General features: G+C 69.3%; 19 protein-coding genes. 2 read left to right on the plus strand and 17 right to left on the minus strand.

Annotation, left to right across the window (positions count from 1 at the left end; genetic code table 11):
• Window positions 1-2: 2 nt before the first annotated feature.
• The 11 genes from ACFU3E_RS16580 to ACFU3E_RS16630 all read right to left on the minus strand — a co-directional run bounded on the left by ACFU3E_RS16580 (window position 3) and on the right by ACFU3E_RS16630 (window position 9,542).
• Window positions 3-893, minus strand: coding sequence for a diacylglycerol kinase (locus ACFU3E_RS16580; protein ID WP_384157730.1), 891 nt, complete (start codon window positions 891-893; stop codon window positions 3-5).
• A 31-nt stretch (window positions 894-924) separates the two neighbouring features.
• Complete coding sequence (gene tatC, locus ACFU3E_RS16585) at window positions 925-1,884, minus strand: twin-arginine translocase subunit TatC (protein ID WP_384157733.1); 960 nt, start codon at window positions 1,882-1,884, stop codon at window positions 925-927.
• Between the two features lie 47 nt (window positions 1,885-1,931).
• Entirely contained in the window at window positions 1,932-2,216 is a 285-nt protein-coding gene (gene tatA / locus ACFU3E_RS16590; RefSeq protein ID WP_274815152.1) for a Sec-independent protein translocase subunit TatA, read from the minus strand.
• Window positions 2,217-2,474: 258 nt separating this feature from the next.
• A complete protein-coding gene (locus tag ACFU3E_RS16595; RefSeq protein ID WP_384157736.1) occupies window positions 2,475-2,669 on the minus strand; it encodes a hypothetical protein in 195 nt (64 codons plus the stop codon).
• Window positions 2,670-2,714: 45 nt separating this feature from the next.
• The gene (locus ACFU3E_RS16600; protein ID WP_384157739.1) at window positions 2,715-3,008 is read right to left on the minus strand and encodes a hypothetical protein; all 294 of its coding nucleotides are present in this window, start codon (window positions 3,006-3,008) and stop codon (window positions 2,715-2,717) included.
• Window positions 3,009-3,107: 99 nt separating this feature from the next.
• A complete protein-coding gene (locus ACFU3E_RS16605) occupies window positions 3,108-4,187 on the minus strand; it encodes a helix-turn-helix transcriptional regulator (RefSeq protein WP_384157741.1) in 1,080 nt (359 codons plus the stop codon).
• A gap of 17 nt (window positions 4,188-4,204) precedes the next feature.
• Window positions 4,205-5,182, minus strand: a complete 978-nt coding sequence (locus tag ACFU3E_RS16610) for a helix-turn-helix transcriptional regulator (protein WP_384157745.1) — start codon at window positions 5,180-5,182, stop codon at window positions 4,205-4,207.
• Between the two features lie 129 nt (window positions 5,183-5,311).
• On the minus strand, window positions 5,312-5,683 hold the full coding sequence (locus tag ACFU3E_RS16615) for an FKBP-type peptidyl-prolyl cis-trans isomerase (RefSeq protein ID WP_248507422.1): 372 nt from the start codon (window positions 5,681-5,683) through the stop codon (window positions 5,312-5,314).
• A 56-nt stretch (window positions 5,684-5,739) separates the two neighbouring features.
• Window positions 5,740-6,720, minus strand: a complete 981-nt coding sequence (locus ACFU3E_RS16620) for an FKBP-type peptidyl-prolyl cis-trans isomerase (RefSeq protein ID WP_384157748.1) — start codon at window positions 6,718-6,720, stop codon at window positions 5,740-5,742.
• A 191-nt stretch (window positions 6,721-6,911) separates the two neighbouring features.
• The gene (gene pafA, locus ACFU3E_RS16625) at window positions 6,912-8,273 is read right to left on the minus strand and encodes a Pup--protein ligase (protein ID WP_384157751.1); all 1,362 of its coding nucleotides are present in this window, start codon (window positions 8,271-8,273) and stop codon (window positions 6,912-6,914) included.
• A gap of 9 nt (window positions 8,274-8,282) precedes the next feature.
• Window positions 8,283-9,542, minus strand: a complete 1,260-nt coding sequence (locus ACFU3E_RS16630; protein WP_384157754.1) for an MFS transporter — start codon at window positions 9,540-9,542, stop codon at window positions 8,283-8,285.
• Window positions 9,543-9,588: 46 nt separating this feature from the next.
• On the opposite strand from ACFU3E_RS16630, the gene ACFU3E_RS16635 reads away from it, so the two are divergent.
• Complete coding sequence (locus tag ACFU3E_RS16635; protein WP_384157757.1) at window positions 9,589-10,641, plus strand: LacI family DNA-binding transcriptional regulator; 1,053 nt, start codon at window positions 9,589-9,591, stop codon at window positions 10,639-10,641.
• Window positions 10,642-10,858: 217 nt separating this feature from the next.
• Here the strand turns inward: ACFU3E_RS16635 and prcA are convergent, their stop codons facing one another.
• The 6 genes from prcA to arc form a co-directional block, all read right to left on the minus strand.
• On the minus strand, window positions 10,859-11,614 hold the full coding sequence (prcA, locus tag ACFU3E_RS16640) for a proteasome subunit alpha (protein ID WP_384157760.1): 756 nt from the start codon (window positions 11,612-11,614) through the stop codon (window positions 10,859-10,861).
• Between the two features lie 67 nt (window positions 11,615-11,681).
• Window positions 11,682-12,527, minus strand: coding sequence for a proteasome subunit beta (gene prcB, locus ACFU3E_RS16645; protein WP_384157763.1), 846 nt, complete (start codon window positions 12,525-12,527; stop codon window positions 11,682-11,684).
• A complete protein-coding gene (locus ACFU3E_RS16650; protein ID WP_384157766.1) occupies window positions 12,479-12,655 on the minus strand; it encodes an endonuclease domain-containing protein in 177 nt (58 codons plus the stop codon). The genes prcB and ACFU3E_RS16650 overlap by 49 nt, the downstream gene beginning before the upstream one ends.
• Window positions 12,656-13,101: 446 nt before the next feature.
• Window positions 13,102-13,320 carry a ubiquitin-like protein Pup gene (locus tag ACFU3E_RS16655; protein ID WP_030955201.1) on the minus strand — a complete coding sequence of 73 codons (219 nt, stop codon included), beginning with the start codon at window positions 13,318-13,320 and terminating at the stop codon, window positions 13,102-13,104.
• A 178-nt stretch (window positions 13,321-13,498) separates the two neighbouring features.
• Window positions 13,499-15,010 carry a depupylase/deamidase Dop gene (gene dop / locus ACFU3E_RS16660; protein ID WP_384157770.1) on the minus strand — a complete coding sequence of 504 codons (1,512 nt, stop codon included), beginning with the start codon at window positions 15,008-15,010 and terminating at the stop codon, window positions 13,499-13,501.
• A 234-nt stretch (window positions 15,011-15,244) separates the two neighbouring features.
• On the minus strand, window positions 15,245-17,011 hold the full coding sequence (gene arc / locus ACFU3E_RS16665; RefSeq protein WP_384157773.1) for a proteasome ATPase: 1,767 nt from the start codon (window positions 17,009-17,011) through the stop codon (window positions 15,245-15,247).
• Between the two features lie 245 nt (window positions 17,012-17,256).
• Here arc and ACFU3E_RS16670 point away from each other — a divergent pair, with 245 nt between their 5' ends.
• Window positions 17,257-17,562, plus strand: coding sequence for a ferredoxin (locus tag ACFU3E_RS16670; protein WP_384157776.1), 306 nt, complete (start codon window positions 17,257-17,259; stop codon window positions 17,560-17,562).
• Window positions 17,563-17,597: the final 35 nt, after the last annotated feature.

Raw genomic sequence — 17,597 nt, forward strand, 5'->3', positions numbered from 1 at the left:
GCTCAGGGGCCGACGACCCGCACTCCCCCGCGTACGCAGCGCGCGCTCAGGGGCAACGGGCCGAGCGGCTCCCCGTCTGCGTAGCCGGTGACGCCCTCGGCGGCGATCTCGACCCGGGCCGCCCGCAGCACGGTCACCTTCGGATGGTCGACGTGCGTGCCCCGGTACACCCTCGGGAACACCCGCAGCAATTCCGTCCGGCTGCAGTCCCCGACGACGGTGATGTCGAACAGCCCGTCGGTCAGGTCGGCGCCGGGGCAGATCCGCATGCCACCGCCGTACGAGGGGCCGTTGCCGACGGCCAGGAGGGTCGCCTCGATCTCCCGGACCTCTCCGCCGTCGAGCCGGATCCGGTACGGGACGGGCCGGAACCCGGCGAGTTCGGCGATCATCGCCAGGTCGTACTTGAGGCGGCCGGTGGGCCACCGCATGCGGTTGCCGCGGTCGTTGACGCGGGAGTCGAAGCCGGAGGCGAGGACGGTGCCGAACCAGCGGTCGCCGACCTGCCCGAGGTCGATGTCGCGGAGCCGTCCGCACTTGAGGGCGTCGGCGATCATGCGGCCCGCGGCGGCCGGCTCGCGCACGGGCAGGCCGAGGGCGCGGGCGAAGTCGTTGCCGGTCCCGACGGCGACGAGGCCCAGCGGGGTGTGCGTGCCCGCGACGGCCCGCAGGGCGAGGTTGGCCATGCCGTCCCCGCCGACGGCTATCAGCGCTCCTGTGCCGCCGTCGACAGCCGCACGCGCGCGGAGCAGGGCGTCGTCGGCGTCCTCCCCGAGCACCGTGCGCACCGAGAAGCCGGCCGCCCGCAAAGCCGAAGCGGCCGGCTGCGCCGCGCGGGCGCCCCGGCCGCGGCCCGCGGTGGGGTTGACGAAGAGGGTGATCTCGCTGGTCACGGGACCGACCCTACGATCTGCCTGGCGATCTTCAGGTCACGTCGTCATAACCGTTGACCCGGTCCGAGCGCTCCGAGCTCGCCTGCTCGGGCAGCGCGGCCCGGCTGGTGGTCACGGGCTCGATCTCGCCGATGTCGTCGGGGGTGAGGTCCAGCTCCGAGGCCTCGTCGTCGTCCGGCCCTGCCGCGTCGCGACGGGCCCGCCGCCTGTCGTTCGCGAGGGCGATCGCGCTCGCTGCGAAGTACAGCACCCAGATGGGGCCCGCCAGGGCAAGCATGGAGATCGGGTCGGTGCTGGGAGTGGCGATCGCGGCGAACACAGTGATGCCCATGATCATGCCCCGCCACCAGCCGGCGATCTTCTTGCCGGAGAGGACACCGCCGAAATTCAGCATGACCAGCAGCAGCGGCAGCTCGAAGGAGAGTCCGAAGACGATGATCATCCGCATGACCAGCTGGAGGAGATCATCAAGGGGAAGCTGGTTGTCACTGCCGATGATCGCGAACTCGAGCATCACGGAGGCCATCTTGGGCAGCGACCAGTAGGCGAAGTACGCCCCCGTGAGGAACAGCGGGAATCCTGCGGCCACGAAGGCCAGCGAGTACTTCTTCTCGTGCCGGTGCAGGCCCGGCGCCACGAAGGCCCACAACTGATACAGCCACACCGGGGCCGCGAGGGCCACACCGGAGGACAGCGAGACCGTGAGAGCGAGAGTGAACGGGCTGAGCAGACCGTTCTGGACGATCCGCGCACACTGGGATTCCTCGGTGCCCTTCGCGAGTTCGGCGAAGCTGTACTCGCATCCCACCGCCTCAAGGATGGGATCCGTGAAGAACTGGATGATGTCCTTGTAGAAGAAGGCAGCGACGATCGTCATGACAACGATCGCCAGCAGGCTCTTCACGAGCCGGTTGCGGAGTTCGCGAAGGTGCTCCGCGAGGGGCATCCGCCCCTCGGGATCCGTCTCCTTCTTGCGGGCAGACTTCAGCAACCCACGTTCCCATCTCGTGCGGCGGGCCGGAGGTCACCGGCCCTGCGTCAGCGCTTGGTCGTGTCCGTCGGCTCGTTGACCGGGCGCGAGCTGGTCACGTCACCGGGGGCGGCCTGGATGGTGCGCTGCGAGGGCTGCTCGTCGTTGTCGGGCGGGCCGGCCGGGGTCGTGGAGGACTTGTTCTCGTCCTTCATCGCCTTGGCCTCGCTCTTGAGGATGCGGGCGGACTTGCCGAGCGACCGAGCCATGTCCGGAAGCTTCTTCGCGCCGAACAGCAGGATGATGACGACGAGGATGAGAATGATCTCGGGGGCTCCGAGCCTTCCGAACATAAGTCTTTACCTTCTCACCGAGGCGGCTGTGTGGGGTGCTGTCCGACCGGTCGGACACTTGTCCGAACGATCGTGCTGACAGCGATCGTAACGCTCGGGGGTAAACGTGTGGCAATCCCTCTGCATCCCCTGTGCGTACTCCCGTCCGCGACCAGTGCCTCGTTAACCGGGCCGCGACCAGCAGCGTACCTTTCCGAACCACCGACGTGACAGGGCGAACTGTCCCAAAGCGCGACTCACGGCCGCCCGCAGGACGGCTCACAGAGCGTCCACGGAACGGGCCGCGCTGCCCGCCGCCCGCTCCAGGTCCTCGGCGGCCCGGTTGATACGGCGCGCCGAGTCCGTGACCTGCCTGCCCAGGCGCTGTGCCGCCACGAAGACCCGCACGGCGAGCACCCCGAGCACGACGAGACCCACGAAACCCACAGCAACCGCGAACATCGGCCAGAACATGACGTCGAGCCTAGACCGTCGCGAGGGGGCGAACGCCCCGACCCACTAGACGGTGGAGTGCAGCCGCAGGGTCCGCACACCGCCGCCGGTGAGCAGCTCCACGATCCGCTCCCCCGCGGGCTTGCGGACGGACGCGCCGCACCCGGGACAGGTGAAGGAGTAGAAGGTGGTGCGGCTGGAGGCGCCGATGGCCAGACGCAGGGCGCCCGCAGCGAGCTCGAAGGACCCCCGGCAGTCGGGGCAGCCCGCCCTGAACACGACCGGGGTCACGCTTCTCATCCCGGCGAACGCGGACTCCACCGTCATGCCCCGCACACCGGACGTCGCCGACTCGCTCAAGCCCTCGCTCCTCTTTCTGGGGTCGTTCGCCTCCGAGACGCCACAGCCGGTGCCGTGACCCACGACCGTGCCCGGCCCGGACCGCGGTGGCACCGTGGCTCACTCGGGTCTGCCGCCCGGCCCGTCCGGAACCGCGTGCACCGCGCGTGGCCCCCGCGCGTCGGCGGTCTCCACGACGCGGGCCGTCTCCACCGCCTCGACCCCGTCGTACGCCGCCAGCGCCTCCCGGGCCGCCTGCCGGGCGCTGTCGGCGAGCTCCGGCGGCGAGACGATCCGGCCGTCCCGCCCGAGCCGCAGAGCCAGGCGCCGGAGCGACGCCGGGTCGGGGGTCCGCAGAGTGATACGGAGCCCGCCCTCCGGGAGCTCATCCGCACTGTCGTGCGGGTAGTACTCCGCGACCCAGCGCCCGCCGGGCCCGACCTCGACCACGACCTCCGGGTCCTCGGCCGCGGGCTGCACCAGCGCCTCCGAGAGGTCCCGCAGCTCGATCTCGGGCGGCGCCGACGGCTCGTCCAGGATCTTGATCTCGGCGACCCGGTCGAGCCGGAAGGTGCGGCGTGCCTCGGAGCGGCGGCACCAGGCCTCGACATACGTGTGCCCGACGCTGACCAGACGGATGGGGTCGATCTCCCGCTCGGTGACCTCGTCCCGCGCGGGCGAGTAGTAGCGGATCCACAGCCGGCGGCGCTCGGCGATCGCCCGGTCGACGTCCGCGAACACTCCGCCCTCGGACTCGAAGGTCACGGACAGGCGCGAGCTGGCGCCCGCCGCCTCGCCGGCCGCGGTCTCCACCTTGGCCGTCGCCCGCAGCAGCGCCTGCCGGTCGCTCTCGCGCAGGCCGGGCAGCGTGGACACCGCCCGGGCGGCGACGAGCAGGGCGGTGGCCTCGTCGGCGGCGAGTCTGAGCGGCTCGGCGGCCTCCGCCGCGAGGGCGGCCGGGTTGTGCCACCAGATGCGCTCGCCGTCGGTGTCGATGTCCAGCAGGTCACCGCCACGGAAGCTGGTGCCGCACATGGGCAGCACGTCGAGGTCGGAGACCAGTTCGTCCTCGCTGATGCCGAAGGCGCGCGCGACGTCCTCGACCCGGGCTCCGGGGCGCTCCTTCAGATACGTCACCAGCGAGAGCATCCGCCGGGTCTGGTCGATGGCGTTCACGGGCCTGACCGGTTTGCCTGCCACTGTCTTTCCGCTCCCCCTCAGCCCTTGGCCACGGCCCGCAGCCGGTCCACCACGTCGGCCCGCAGCTCGGCGGGCTCCAGGACGACCACGTCCGGCCCGAACTCCACCAGCCAGGCGTCCAGCCCGTGGCCGTACGGAATCTCCAACTCGTCCCAGCCGTCGCCGAGTTCCCGGACGGAGGTGGCCTTCGCCCGAAGGGGGTACCCAGCACCCGTGCGCAGCCGGATCCGCGCGGAGCGGTCGGCGATCTCCCCGGCCCAGCCCGCGACGGTCTCCCGGACGGTGACGACGTCCGGCACCTCGGCGGTGTACCGGCCGCTGCGCGAGCGGACCTTGCCGGTGATCCGCGACAGCCGGAAGACCCGCTCGGCGCCCCGGTCGCGGTCCCAGCCCGCCAGGTACCAGTGGCCCCGCCAGCACTCCAGCGCCCATGGCTCCACGTGCCGCTGCTCGGGGCGGGCGGCGGTGGCCTTGCGGTAGCCGAAGGCGACGGGCCGGCGGTCCCGGCAGGCCAGCATCAGCGGCTCGAAGGCGGCCTCGTGCACGGGGATGCGCGGCTCCAGCGCGCCGTGCGACCCGTACGGGTCGACGTCCTCGGGGAGTCCGGCCGCGCGCAGCTTCTGCAGGGCGCCGCTGGCCGCTCCGGCGAGCCGGGCCTGCTGCCACACCTTGGCGGCCAGCCCGAGGGCGGCGGCCTCCTCCGCGTCCAGGGTGATGGCCGGGAGGCGGTTGCTGTCGCGGCGGGCCAGGTAGCCGACCTCGCCGTCGAGGTTCTCGACGGTCTCGATGACCAGCCCGAGTTCGCGCAGGTCGTCCTTGTCGCGCTCGAACATGCGGTTGAACGAATCATCGGAGCCGGTCGCGCCGTTGCCCGGCCCGAAGGCCTCGACGTAGGCCTCGATGGAGTCGCGCAGCTCACGCTTGCTGAGCGGCCGCCGTGTCCCGAGCAGACACAGCGCCAGATTCATCAGCCGCTCCGCCTTGGCAATGGCCATCGACGCGCTTCGCCTCCCTATGGTGCTTACGAGCGATGACCGTACCGCCACACGGTGGCACGGCAAAAGCCGAGGGCCCATGCCCGAACAGGCATGGGCCCCACATGATCGAATCCGGTCGGAGCTTGCTCAGACCCCGAGCAGGTCGACCACGAAGATCAGCGTCTCGCCGGGCTTGATCAGAGGGGTCGGACTCTGGTTGCCGTAGGCCAGGTGCGCGGGGACGGTCAGCTGGCGGCGGCCGCCGACCTTCATGCCCTGCACGCCCTGGTCCCAGCCCTTGATGACCCGGCCGCCACCCAGCGGGAAGCGGAACGGGGTGCCGCGGTTCCAGCTGGCGTCGAACTCCTCGCCCGTGCTGAAGGCGACACCGACGTAGTGCACGGTGACGGTCTGGCCGGCCTGCGCGACCGGGCCGTCGCCCTCCCAGATGTCCTTGATCTCGAGGTCCGCCGGGGGCTCGCCGCCCGGGAAGTCGATCTCGGGCTTGTCGATGCTCACTTCATCTCTCCTTGTTACGTGACCTGCGTCGGGGACAGTCTCACAGACCGGCCTGGTCAGACCGTGCCGAGGATGTCCACCGTGAAGACCAGTGTGTTCTTGGCCAGCTCGCTCTGCGGGCTCGCGCCGTAGCCGAGCGAGGGCGGGATCACCAGCAGCACCCGGTCGCCCACGTGCTTGCCGACGAGGCCCTTGTCCCAGCCTGCCACCACGGAGCCGTTGCCGATCTGGAAGGCGGTGGCGCCGCCGTGGTCCCAGGAGGAGTCGAACTTCTTGCCGTCCTCCCACTTGACCCCGGTGTACTGGGCGATGAGCCCCTGGCCGGCCTCGACCTTCTTGCCGTCACCCTTGATCAGCACCTGCTCCTTGAGGTCCTTGGGAGCCTTCTCGCCCTTGGGGACGGTGATGACCGCGGCCTTCTGCGACGGGGACTTCACCTCGGGCACGCCCGGCTCGGAGGGCGCCTGCTCGCCCTTCGCCTCGGCCTTGGTGTCGACGCTCGCGGCACCGACCGGGTCGACCACCCAGATCAGCACGTCCTTCGCGGAGATCCCGGAGGAGGTGTTCAGGCCCTGGCCGATCAGATCGCCCGCGGTGCCCTGCACCAGGACGCGGCTGCCGGGCTTCTTGCCCTTCACGGCGTCGAGGACCTTCTCGGGCAGCTGCTGGCTCGGCTTGCCGATCTGCTCGATGGACTGCCGCCGGGGCGCCTTGTCACCCGCCGCTCCCGCGGCCCAGGTGCCGCCGAGCTCCTGGTCGCCGCCCCACTTCTCGACGGTCCAGTCCAGCCGGACGAAGTCCGAGCCCTTGATCGGCGTTCCGCTGCCCGCCGAGACCGTCTTGACCACGGTCTTGTCGGACGGCTTGCCGTCCTTGGGCACGGAGATCTCGGGCTTCGCCCCGACCTTGCCCTTGACCTCGGCGACGCCTCCCGCCGTGTCGCCGTTGTTCCCGTCGTCCGATCCGCACGCGGCGGTGAACAACAGGGCGGGAACGGCCAGCAGCGCGGCCACGAGTCGTTTCGTGTTGTAGTTCATCAGTCCAACTGGGATCGGGAGTGGGGGGCAATGGCCGCCACTCTACGGCGTACCCGCTCCTCACTCGCCTCACCACCGCGACACGATGTCGCCCGGGCCGCTCTCGGACCGGCGGAGCCGGACGGAAAAGGCCGGTACCCGAAGATTCGAAAACCTCCGGGCACCGACTTCCCGGACAAGCCGGAACAGGCTCACATTCCGGCGATCAGCTTCTCCACCCGGTCGTCCACGGAACGGAACGGGTCCTTGCACAGCACGGTGCGCTGGGCCTGGTCGTTGAGCTTGAGGTGAACCCAGTCGACCGTGAAGTCACGGCGCTGTTCCTGGGCCCGCCGGATGAAGTCGCCGCGCAGCCGGGCCCGAGTGGTCTGCGGCGGAACGGACTTGCCCTCGAAGATCTTCAAGTCGTTGCAGATACGCGCCGCCTGCCCCTTCTTCTCGAGCAGGTAGTACAGACCACGACGGCGGTGGATGTCGTGGTAGGCGAGGTCTATCTGCGCGACCCGGGGGTGCGACATGGTCATGTTGTGCTTGGCGCGGTACCGCTCGAGGAGCTTGTACTTCATGACCCAGTCGATCTCCGTGCCGATGCGGTCGAGGTCCTCGGACTCGATCGCGTCCAGCGTGCGGCCCCACAGCTCCAGGACCTGCTCGACGGTGCCGGTGCGGATGCCCCGGCGCTCGCAGAAGTCCAGGGCCTTCTCGTAGTACTCGCGCTGCACCTCCAGGGCGGACGCCTCGCGTCCGCTGGCCAGCCGCACCTTGCGGCGGCCGGTGATGTCATGGCTGACCTCGCGGATCGCCCGGATGGGGTTCTCCAGGGTGAGGTCACGCATCACCGTGCCCGCCTCGATCATGCGTAGCACCAGGTCGGTGGCACCGACCTTGAGCAGCATGGTCGTCTCGGACATGTTGGAGTCGCCCACGATGACGTGCAGGCGGCGGTAGCGCTCGGCGTCCGCGTGCGGCTCGTCACGCGTGTTGATGATGGGCCGGGAGCGGGTCGTCGCCGAGGAGACGCCCTCCCAGATGTGCTCGGCCCGCTGGCTGACGCAGTACACGGCGCCGCGCGGCGTCTGCAGCACCTTGCCGGCACCGCACAGCAGCTGCCGTGTGACCAGGAACGGAATGAGAATGTCCGCGAGCCGGGAGAACTCCCCGTGCCGGGCGACCAGATAGTTCTCGTGGCAGCCGTAGGAGTTGCCCGCCGAGTCGGTGTTGTTCTTGAAGAGGTAGACGTCGCCCGCGATTCCCTCCTCGTGCAGGCGTCGTTCGGCGTCCACCAGGAGTCCTTCGAGAATGCGCTCGCCTGCTTTGTCGTGGGTGACCAGTTCGGTCACGTTGTCACATTCCGGTGTCGCGTATTCCGGATGCGATCCCACGTCGAGATAGAGGCGGGCGCCGTTTCGCAGAAAGACATTGCTGCTGCGGCCCCATGACACGACACGGCGGAAGAGGTACCGCGCCACCTCGTCAGGAGACAGGCGGCGCTGTCCCCTGAACGTGCACGTGACGCCGTACTCGTTCTCCAGCCCGAAAATGCGGCGGTCCATGAGGGAACATTACGCCCGATCCCCTGAACTGAAACGGGGTTCGACGGCACGGTTTGGATCATTTTCCGAACCGGCCGCGACGACCGCTCCCTTGCCGGGAGCTGCGACTACCCGTCCGGTGGCGGTCAAAACCAGCAGGGACACGCCACCGGCGACGCCGGGGACGGCGAAGCCCCACAGGGCCCCGCCCGCCTCTACGACGGGCCCCGCGACGCCCGTTCCGACCGAGTGGCCGACGGTGAACGTCGTCACCAGCCAGGAGAACGCCTCGGTGACCGTGCCGCGCGGGGCGTGCCGGTCGACCAGGACGAACGCGCAGGCGATGGCGGGCGCGAGGAAGACCCCCGCGAGCGCGGTGAGCGCCACCATGGGCACGGCGTCCGGCATGAGCATCAGCGGGAGGTAACACACCACCAGAAGGGCCACCAGCACCCGCAGTCGCCGCGCGGGCTCACCGGCCCACTGCCGGGCGCCGTAGACGGTGCCGCCGACCAGGGCCCCGAAGCCCAGGGCCGCCATCAGCCAGCCGTACACCGCGTCTCCGCCGTGGTCGTCCGCGTAGGGCACCGAGGCGACCGTGATGGATCCGAGCGCCATCCCGATGAACAGGAACGCCGCCAGCAGCGCGAGCAGTCCGGGCGAGCGCAGCGCGCCGAGCCAGTGCGCCTCGCGCGGCGCCGACCGCCAGGCGCGCGAGGGCTCCGACACCACGACGGACAGCGCCCCCAGCACCCCGACCACGTTCAGCACGAGCAGCGCGGCCTGGGCCGACCACAGGGACACGCACAGCGTCACGAGCAGCGGCCCGACGGTGAACATCACCTCCTGCGCCACGGCGTCCATGGCGTACGCCGTGTGCACCTGGTCCTCCCTGCGCAGCACGGAGGGCCACAGCGCCCGCAGCCCGCCCTCCAGGGGCGGTGTGAAGAGCCCGGCGGCCGCGACGGCGGCATAGGCGAGCGGCAGCGTCCCGATGCCGGAGAAGGCGAAGACGGCCATGGCCAGCGCGGACAGAACGGCCGCGGGCAGCTGCACACGCGGCTGTCCGCGCAGATCCACGATCCTGCCCAGTACCGGCTGACCGACGGCGTTGGCGACGCCGTACACGCCCGCCAGCGCCCCCGCGAGGGTGTACGAACCGCCTTCGGCCCGCACGAACAGCAGGATCGCGATGGCCCCCGTGGCATTGGGCAGCCGGCCCACGAGCGTGCCGACGAGCAGTCGGGCGGCGTGTCGTGCCCGAAGGATCTCCAGGTATCCCGTGACCATGTCCCCGCCCTAGGTTTTACGTATAACGTCGGCTTCCATACGTACCATGGCCGCTGTTCACGAGTCCAGACGAAAGAGCAGGCCGACGGTGGCACGAGGCAGCACCCGACCCACCAGCCGGGACGTCGCCCAGGTCGCCGGCGTCTCCCAGGCGGCCGTCTCCCTGGTCCTCGGCGACAAGTGGCGCGGCCGCGTCTCGGAGGCCACCGCCCAGCGGGTCCGCGAAGCCGCCCGCGACCTGGGCTACCGCCCCAACCTGGCCGCCCGCAACCTGCGCCTGGGACGCACCCGCACGGTCCTCCTGGTCGTGCCGGCCCTCACCACGGAGTTCTTCGCCGGCGTCTACACGGGCGCCGCCCGCGTCGCCGCCGAGCACGGCTTCGGCGTGGTCCTCTACCCCTCCCCCGAGGGCATCGGTCCCGCCCGCGACCCCTTCGCCTCCGCGCAGTCGGCGCTGGACGGCGTCATCGCCTCCTCCATGGCCGCGGACGCCCTCACCGCGATCCGCGGTGAGGCACTCCCCCTGGTGATGCTGGACAGCGATCCTGCCGGGAGCCTGGGCGCGGCGACAGTGAACCTGGACATCGCCGACGGCGTCCACCGGGTCGCGGAGCACCTGCTGTCCCTGGGCCACCGCCGCTTCCTCCACTTGGCGGCGGACGTACCCTCCTGGACCTTCGAGGTACGCGCCCGGGAGCTGGCGGCGCGGCTCGCCGAGGTGCCGGGCACCTCGGTGCGCACGGCCGGCTCCCCCATCTCCATCGAGGGAGCGGTGACCGCCGCCGAAGCGGCCCTCTCGGCACCCGGCCCCCGCCCCACCGCCGTGATCTGCGACGACGACCAGCTCGCGGCCGGCACGTACAAGGCAGCCCGCCGCCTCGGCCTGCGCATCCCGGACGACCTGTCGGTCACGGGAGTCGACGACCTGGCCCTGGCCACGGCCATGGACCCGGAACTGACGACGGTCCGCCTGGACGCGGAGCTGTTCGGTGAGCGGGGCATGCGGGCACTGCTGGCCGTCCTGGAAGGCCGTGCACCCGAGGGCGGGGACATCCCGGTACAGCTGGTTGTCCGGGGCTCCACGGCACCGCCCGGCTGATCGTGCCCTGCGTCGGCACCGGGGCCGGGGCGTCACGCGCCCCGACGCAGCGGGGGTGCCGCTGCGGGGTGCCGCTGCGCCCACCCTCCCCCAGAATCTCGGCGTCACGATTGCCCACAGCTGAGCGGAGACCCACCCGCACCCGCACCCGCACTCGCACACACGGCAACGCGCCCCGGCCGCCATCCCGGCCGGGGCGCGCCGCACCGCGCCTCACCTACTCGTCGGCGTCCTCCGACGCCGCATCCTCCGATGCATCACCGCCACCGTCGCCGTCCGCACCGAGCAGCCGGGACAGCTGCCGCCCGCTGATCCGCCTGAACTTGCGCTTCTGCGGCCGCGTCCGGTCCAGCACCGCCACCTCCAGCCGCTCCGCGGGAATCTCCCGCTCGCTGCCGTTGGTGTCGCGCGACAGCGCCTGCACCGCCAGCTTCAGCGCCTCCGCCAGGGTCATGCCCTCCTGGTGGCGCTGATCCAGATAGCTGCTGATCTGCTCGGCGTTGCCGCCCACCGCGACCGAGCCGTGCTCGTCCACGATGGAGCCGTCGTGCGGGAGCCGGTAGATCTGGTCGCCCTCGGGCGTCTCCCCGACCTCGGCGACGACCAGTTCCACCTCGTACGGCTTCTCGGCGGCGCTGGAGAAGATCGTGCCCAGCGTCTGCGCGTACACGTTCGCCAGGCCCCGGGCCGTCACATCGTCCCGGTCGTAGGTGTAACCCCGCAGGTCGGCGTAGCGCACCCCGCCGATCCGCAGGTTCTCGTACTCGTTGTACTTGCCGGCGGCCGCGAAGCCGATCCGGTCGTAGATCTCGCTGAACTTGTGCAGCGCTCGGGACGGGTTCTCACCGACGAACACGATGCCGTCGGCGAACTGCAGCACGACCAGGCTGCGACCACGGGCGATGCCCTTCCGGGCGTATTCCGCCCGGTCGGCCATGGCCTGCTGGGGTGAGACATAGAACGGCGTCGACACCGGTTATCCGTCCCTCTCTTGAAGATTCCGTCGGTTCACTGGACCACCCTCACGAAGACGATCGCCGCTACAGGAGCGCGGCCCGCGGCCCGTCGGGCTGGTCGAGACGCCGCTCCAGAATCGAGCGCGCGATCTCGGACGCCTCGGTCTCGGTGAGCCGGCGGAAGCCGTCGTCGGTGATCACGGTGACGATGGGATAGATCCGGCGGGCGACATCGGGACCACCGGTCGCCGAGTCGTCGTCTGCCGCGTCGTAGAGCGCCTGGACCACGAGTGTCGTGGCCTCGGCCTCGCTGAGGTCCTCCCGGAAGAGCTTCTTCATCGCGCCGCGCGCGAAGATCGACCCGGAGCCGGTGGCCGCGTAGTTCTGCTCCTCGGAGCGGCCGCCGGTGACGTCGTAGGAGAAGATGCGGCCCTTGCCGCGGTCCACGTCGTACCCGGCGAACAGCGGCACCACGGCCAGGCCCTGCATGGCCATGCCGAGGTTGGAGCGGATCATCGTCGACAGCCGGTTCGCCTTGCCCTCGAGGGACAGCTGCGCACCCTCGACCTTCTCGAAGTGCTCCAGCTCCAGCTGGAACAGCTTGACCATCTCCACGGCCAGGCCCGCCGTGCCCGCGATGCCCACCGCCGAGTACTCGTCGGCGGGGAAGACCTTCTCGATGTCCCGCTGCGCGATGACGTTGCCCATGGTGGCCCGCCGGTCACCGGCGAGGACCACACCGCCGGGGAACGTCACGGCGACGATCGTGGTCCCGTGCGGTGCCTCGATCACGCCCTGAGTGGGGGGCAGTTGCCGGTTGCCGGGCAGCATCTCCGGCTGGTGCCCGGACAGGAAGTCCATGAAGGAGGAAGACCCTGGCGTCAGGAAGGCAGCTGGTAGACGCCCGGTGCTACGAGTGTTGGCTTCCACGCGATTCCTTCCAAGTAAGCGGCGGCCCGGCGGACGGCGTCGGGATCGTCTCCCAACTTGCCGATGGCCGAATTGCAGTTGAAGCACAGTACGCCACGGACCCTACCCGTCTTGTGGCAGTGATCCACATGGACAGCCGGGGGCTTTCAGGCAGATCACGCAGAGGCCCCTTTGAGAGGCGATCATCGCGTCGCGCTCCGCTTCGGTCAGCCCGTAGTGGCGCTTCAGATGACGCGCACGTCCTTCGATTGCTCGGCATGCCCTGCAAGCCGTCGAAAGGCCATCGGAAGCTGTTCTGTTGCGATCCCACTCGGCGTGCGGCCGGCAGCGTTGGCAGTACTTGTGCCCATCGGGCGCGGCCACCCTCGGGCGGGGCTTCCCGCCTCGGGCATCCTGGCGCTGCCGGTAGTACGCCGCGGAGCACTCGCGGCAGTACGCCTGGAGACCGTCCCTCATCGCCTTGCTGCTCGCGAACGCTGCTCGCGGCTTGTACTGCTTGCACCGCGAGCAGCGCTTCACGCTCTCACTGTCGGACAACCCAACTCCCCCGTTAACCTTCAAATCGAAGGTTAGATCACTCTCCACCCTTTTGAACGAAGGAGCGCACGAAGTCCTCGGCATTCTCTTCGAGTACATCATCGATTTCGTCGAGGACGGAGTCCACGTCGTCGCTCAGCTTCTCCTGACGCTCCTTGAGGTCCTCGGAAGCCTGCGTCTCCGCCGCCTGCTCCTCGACCTCCTCGGTGGACCGGGTGGCCTTCTGCTGTCCGCCGCCGGTGTCCTTGGTCGCCATATCCCTCACCCCGCTCGGTTCGCCCGACACAGTTGCTCGGTCAAGATCAGACCCTACTCGCCGGGTCTGACCATGGCCCCGCAGTTGCTCCAACGTACGGGGACCACCTCGATGATTCCCGGACCAGGGACTTTCCACCCTGTCCGGCCGGTTCCCGACGAGTACCCGCTCACCGCTGTCACCCGCCCGACAGGACCCTGACCAGGTCTTCCGCGGTGCGGCAGCGGTCCAGAAGCTCCTTGACGTGATTACGCGTTCCGCGAAGCGGTTCCAGGGTTGGAACGCGCTGCAGCGAGTCCCGGCCCGGCAGGTCGAAGATCACCGAGTCCCAGGAGGCCGCCGCGACGTCGTCCGCGTACTGCTCCAGGCAACGACCGCGGAAGTACGCCCGGGTGTCCTCCGGAGGCACCGTACGGGCCCGCTCGACGTCCGTGTCGGTCAGCAGCCGCTTCATGCGCCCGCGGCCCACCAGACGGTTGTACAGGCCCTTCTCGGGCCGGACGTCGGCGTACTGGAGGTCGACCAGGTGCAGCCGCGCCGCGTCCCAGTCGAGGTTGTCCCGGCGCCGGTAGCCCTCCATGAGCTCCCGCTTGGCGACCCAGTCCAGCTCTCCGGCCAGGCTCATCGGGTCGTGCTCCAGACGGGTGAGGGTGTCCTCCCAGCGGGACAGGACGTCCTTGGTCTGGTCGTCGGCGTCGGCCCCGAACCGCTCCTCCACGTACTTGCGCGCCAGCTCGTAGTACTCCATCTGCAGCTGGACCGCCGTCAGCGTTCGGCCGCTGCGGAGCGTGACCAGGCGCTTCAGGGACGGGTCGTGCGAGACCTGGTGGAGGGTGCGGACGGGCTGGTCGACGGCCAGGTCGACGGCGATGAAGCCGTCCTCGATCATCGACAGCACCAGCGCGGTCGTGCCGAGCTTGAGATAGGTCGAGATCTCCGACAGGTTCGCGTCGCCGATGATCACGTGCAGGCGCCGGTACTTCTCGGCGTCCGCGTGCGGCTCGTCGCGGGTGTTGATGATCGGGCGCTTGAGCGTCGTCTCGAGGCCGACCTCGACCTCGAAGTAGTCGGCCCGCTGGCTGAGCTGGAAGCCGTGCTCGTGCCCGTCCTGGCCGATGCCGACGCGGCCCGCTCCGGCGAAGACCTGGCGGGAGACGAAGAACGGCGTCAGGTGGCGCACGATGTCCGAGAAGGGGGTCTCCCGCTTCATCAGGTAGTTCTCGTGCGTGCCGTAGGACGCGCCCTTGTTGTCGGTGTTGTTCTTGTACAGGTGGATAGGCTGGGCACCGGGCAGCTGGGCGGCCCGTTCCGCGGCCTCGGCCATGATCCGCTCGCCGGCCTTGTCCCAGAGGACGGCGTCCCGGGGATTGGTCACCTCGGGGGAGCTGTACTCGGGGTGTGCGTGGTCGACGTAGAGCCGTGCACCGTTGGTGAGGATCACGTTGGCCAGGCCGATGTCCTCGTCGGTGAGCTGGCTGGAGTCGGCGGCCTCGCGGGCGAGGTCGAAGCCTCGCGCGTCCCGCAGCGGATTCTCCTCCTCGAAGTCCCATCGGGCCCGGCGGGCCCGGTGCATCGCCGCCGCGTAGGCGTTCACGATCTGGGACGAGGTGAGCATGGCATTGGCGTTGGGGTGGCCGGGGACGGAGATCCCGTACTCCGTCTCGATGCCCATTACTCGCCGTACGGTCATGCGGCCCTCCTTGCCCGGCGGCACCCTCGGTCGTGGGCGCCACTCAGATACCGCTGGCGCTCGGTTGCGTGTGCGGTGCCCGTCCCCGCACTGCGCGACTCGGCGGTATGGAAGAGCCTAGAACGCCTTTGCGCTGGTGGGGAGATCATTTGCGTCATTGCGTTGCTCCAGCCGTGGCCTGAAAAACAGCCGGCTGCGGGTACCCGCCGAGGGCACCCGCAGCCGCCCTGCCTTTTACAGGTACTGACCGGTGTTCGCCACCGTGTCGATGGAGCGTCCGGTGTCCGCGCCCTGCTTTCCGGTGATGAGCGTACGGATGTACACGATCCGTTCGCCCTTCTTTCCGGAGATACGGGCCCAGTCGTCGGGGTTGGTGGTGTTCGGCAGGTCCTCATTCTCCTTGAACTCGTCCACGCAGGCCTGGAGGAGGTGGGAGACGCGGAGGCCCTTCTGGTTCTTCTCGAGGAAGTCCTTGATCGCCATCTTCTTGGCGCGGCCGACGATGTTCTCGATCATGGCGCCGGAGTTGAAGTCCTTGAAGTAGAGGACTTCCTTGTCACCGTTGGCGTACGTGACCTCCAGGAAGCGGTTCTCCTCGGACTCGGCGTACATCTGTTCCACAGCCGTCTGGATCATGCTCTGGACCGTGGAGGCCTTGGAGCCGCTGTGCTCGGCGAGGTCGTCGCCGTGCAGCGGGAGGCGCTCCGTGAGGTACTTGCCGAAGATGTCCTTGGCCGCCTCAGCGTCCGGACGCTCGATCTTGATCTTCACGTCGAGCCGCCCGGGCCGCAGGATGGCGGGGTCGATCATGTCCTCACGGTTGGAGGCACCGATCACGACCACGTTCTGCAGGCCCTCCACACCGTCGATCTCGGCGAGCAGCTGCGGGACGATGGTGTTCTCCACGTCCGAGCTGACACCGGAGCCACGGGTGCGGAAGAGGGACTCCATCTCGTCGAAGAAGACGATGACGGGTGTACCCTCGCTGGCCTTCTCACGGGCCCGCTGGAAGACGAGGCGGATCTGCCGCTCCGTCTCACCGACGTACTTGTTCAGGAGCTCGGGGCCCTTGATGTTGAGGAAGAAGCTCTTGCCGGCGGCCTGACCGGTCACCTCGGCGACCTTCTTGGCCAGCGAGTTGGCCACGGCCTTGGCGATGAGCGTCTTGCCGCATCCGGGGGGCCCGTACAGCAGGACACCCTTCGGCGGCCGCAGTTCGTGCTCCTTGAACAGGTCCGGGTAGAGGTAGGGGAGCTCGACCGCGTCGCGGATGGCCTCGATCTGGCCGCCGAGACCGCCGATCTGCTCGTAGCCGATGTCGGGGACCTCTTCGAGGACGAGTTCCTCGACCTCGCTCTTCGGGACGATCTCGTAGACGTAGCCGGAACGGGGCTCCATCAGCAGGGCGTCACCGGGGCGGATGTTCACGTCCAGCAGCGGCTCGGCGAGCCGCACCACCCGCTCCTCGTCGGTGTGCCCGAGCACCAGGGCCCGCTCGCCGTCCTCGAGGATCTCCTTGAGGGTGACGATGTCACCGACGCGCTCGTACTCCATGGCCTCGACCACGTTGAGCGCTTCATTGAGCATTACTTCCTGGCCGCGCCGGAGCTCCTCGAGCTCGACGCTGGGGCTGACGTTCACCCTGAGCTTGCGGCCGCCGGTGAAGATGTCGGCGGTGCCGTCCTCGTTGGCCGTCAGGAAGACACCGAAGCCGGCCGGTGGCTGTGCGAGCCGGTCGACCTCCTCCTTGAGGGCCACGATCTGGTCACGGGCCTCACGGAGCGTGTTGGCGAGTCGCTCGTTCTGCGCGGACACGCCGGCCAGATTGGTCTGCAGCTCGACGATCCGCTCTTCGAGAATCCTCGTGTGTCGCGGAGAGTCGGCGAGCTTGCGTCGCAGGACGGCGATCTCCTGCTCAAGGTAAGCGATCTGCCCGGCCGGGTCGTCGGACCCGCGTCCCGGGCGGATGCCGCGGTTCATGTCGTCGTCGTGGGCTGCCACGGTCCTCACCTCCTCCAAGGGGAGCTGGACGCTTCCAGACCCTACCTGGGCGGGTGTCGATTGAAACCCCTAGATCACAAAGACGGTCGGGGTGTGTCCGATCTTCACCCTTGCGCTCTCCCTCACGCCAGGGGAATACCCAGCGAACATGATTGGAACCCAGCCGCAGGTAGGGTCGAACTGTTCAACACCCGCCGGAGCTGGCCGGATTCCCGATACGGCTCGGCGGAGAAACGGCAGGAGAGATGAGCGTGCAGCAGGTGGCCGGGACCGACGGCGAGGAGCTGGAGGTCTGGATCGACCAGGACCTGTGTACCGGCGACGGGATCTGCGCCCAGTACGCGCCCGAGGTGTTCGAGCTGGACATCGACGGTCTGGCCTATGTGAAGAGCGCCGACGACGAGTTGCTCCAGGACAAGGGAGCGACAACGCCGGTTCCGCTGCCGCTCCTCACGGACGTGGTCGACTCCGCGAAGGAGTGTCCGGGCGAGTGCATCCACGTGCGTCGGGTTTCGGACAGGGCCGAGGTCTTCGGACCGGACGCGGAGTGACCACTTCTCCACGCTCCGTTACTACCGTCTGATAT

The organism is Streptomyces sp. NPDC057424 (assembly GCF_042803315.1).
In the GTDB taxonomy this organism is placed as follows: Bacteria; Actinomycetota; Actinomycetes; order Streptomycetales; family Streptomycetaceae; genus Streptomyces.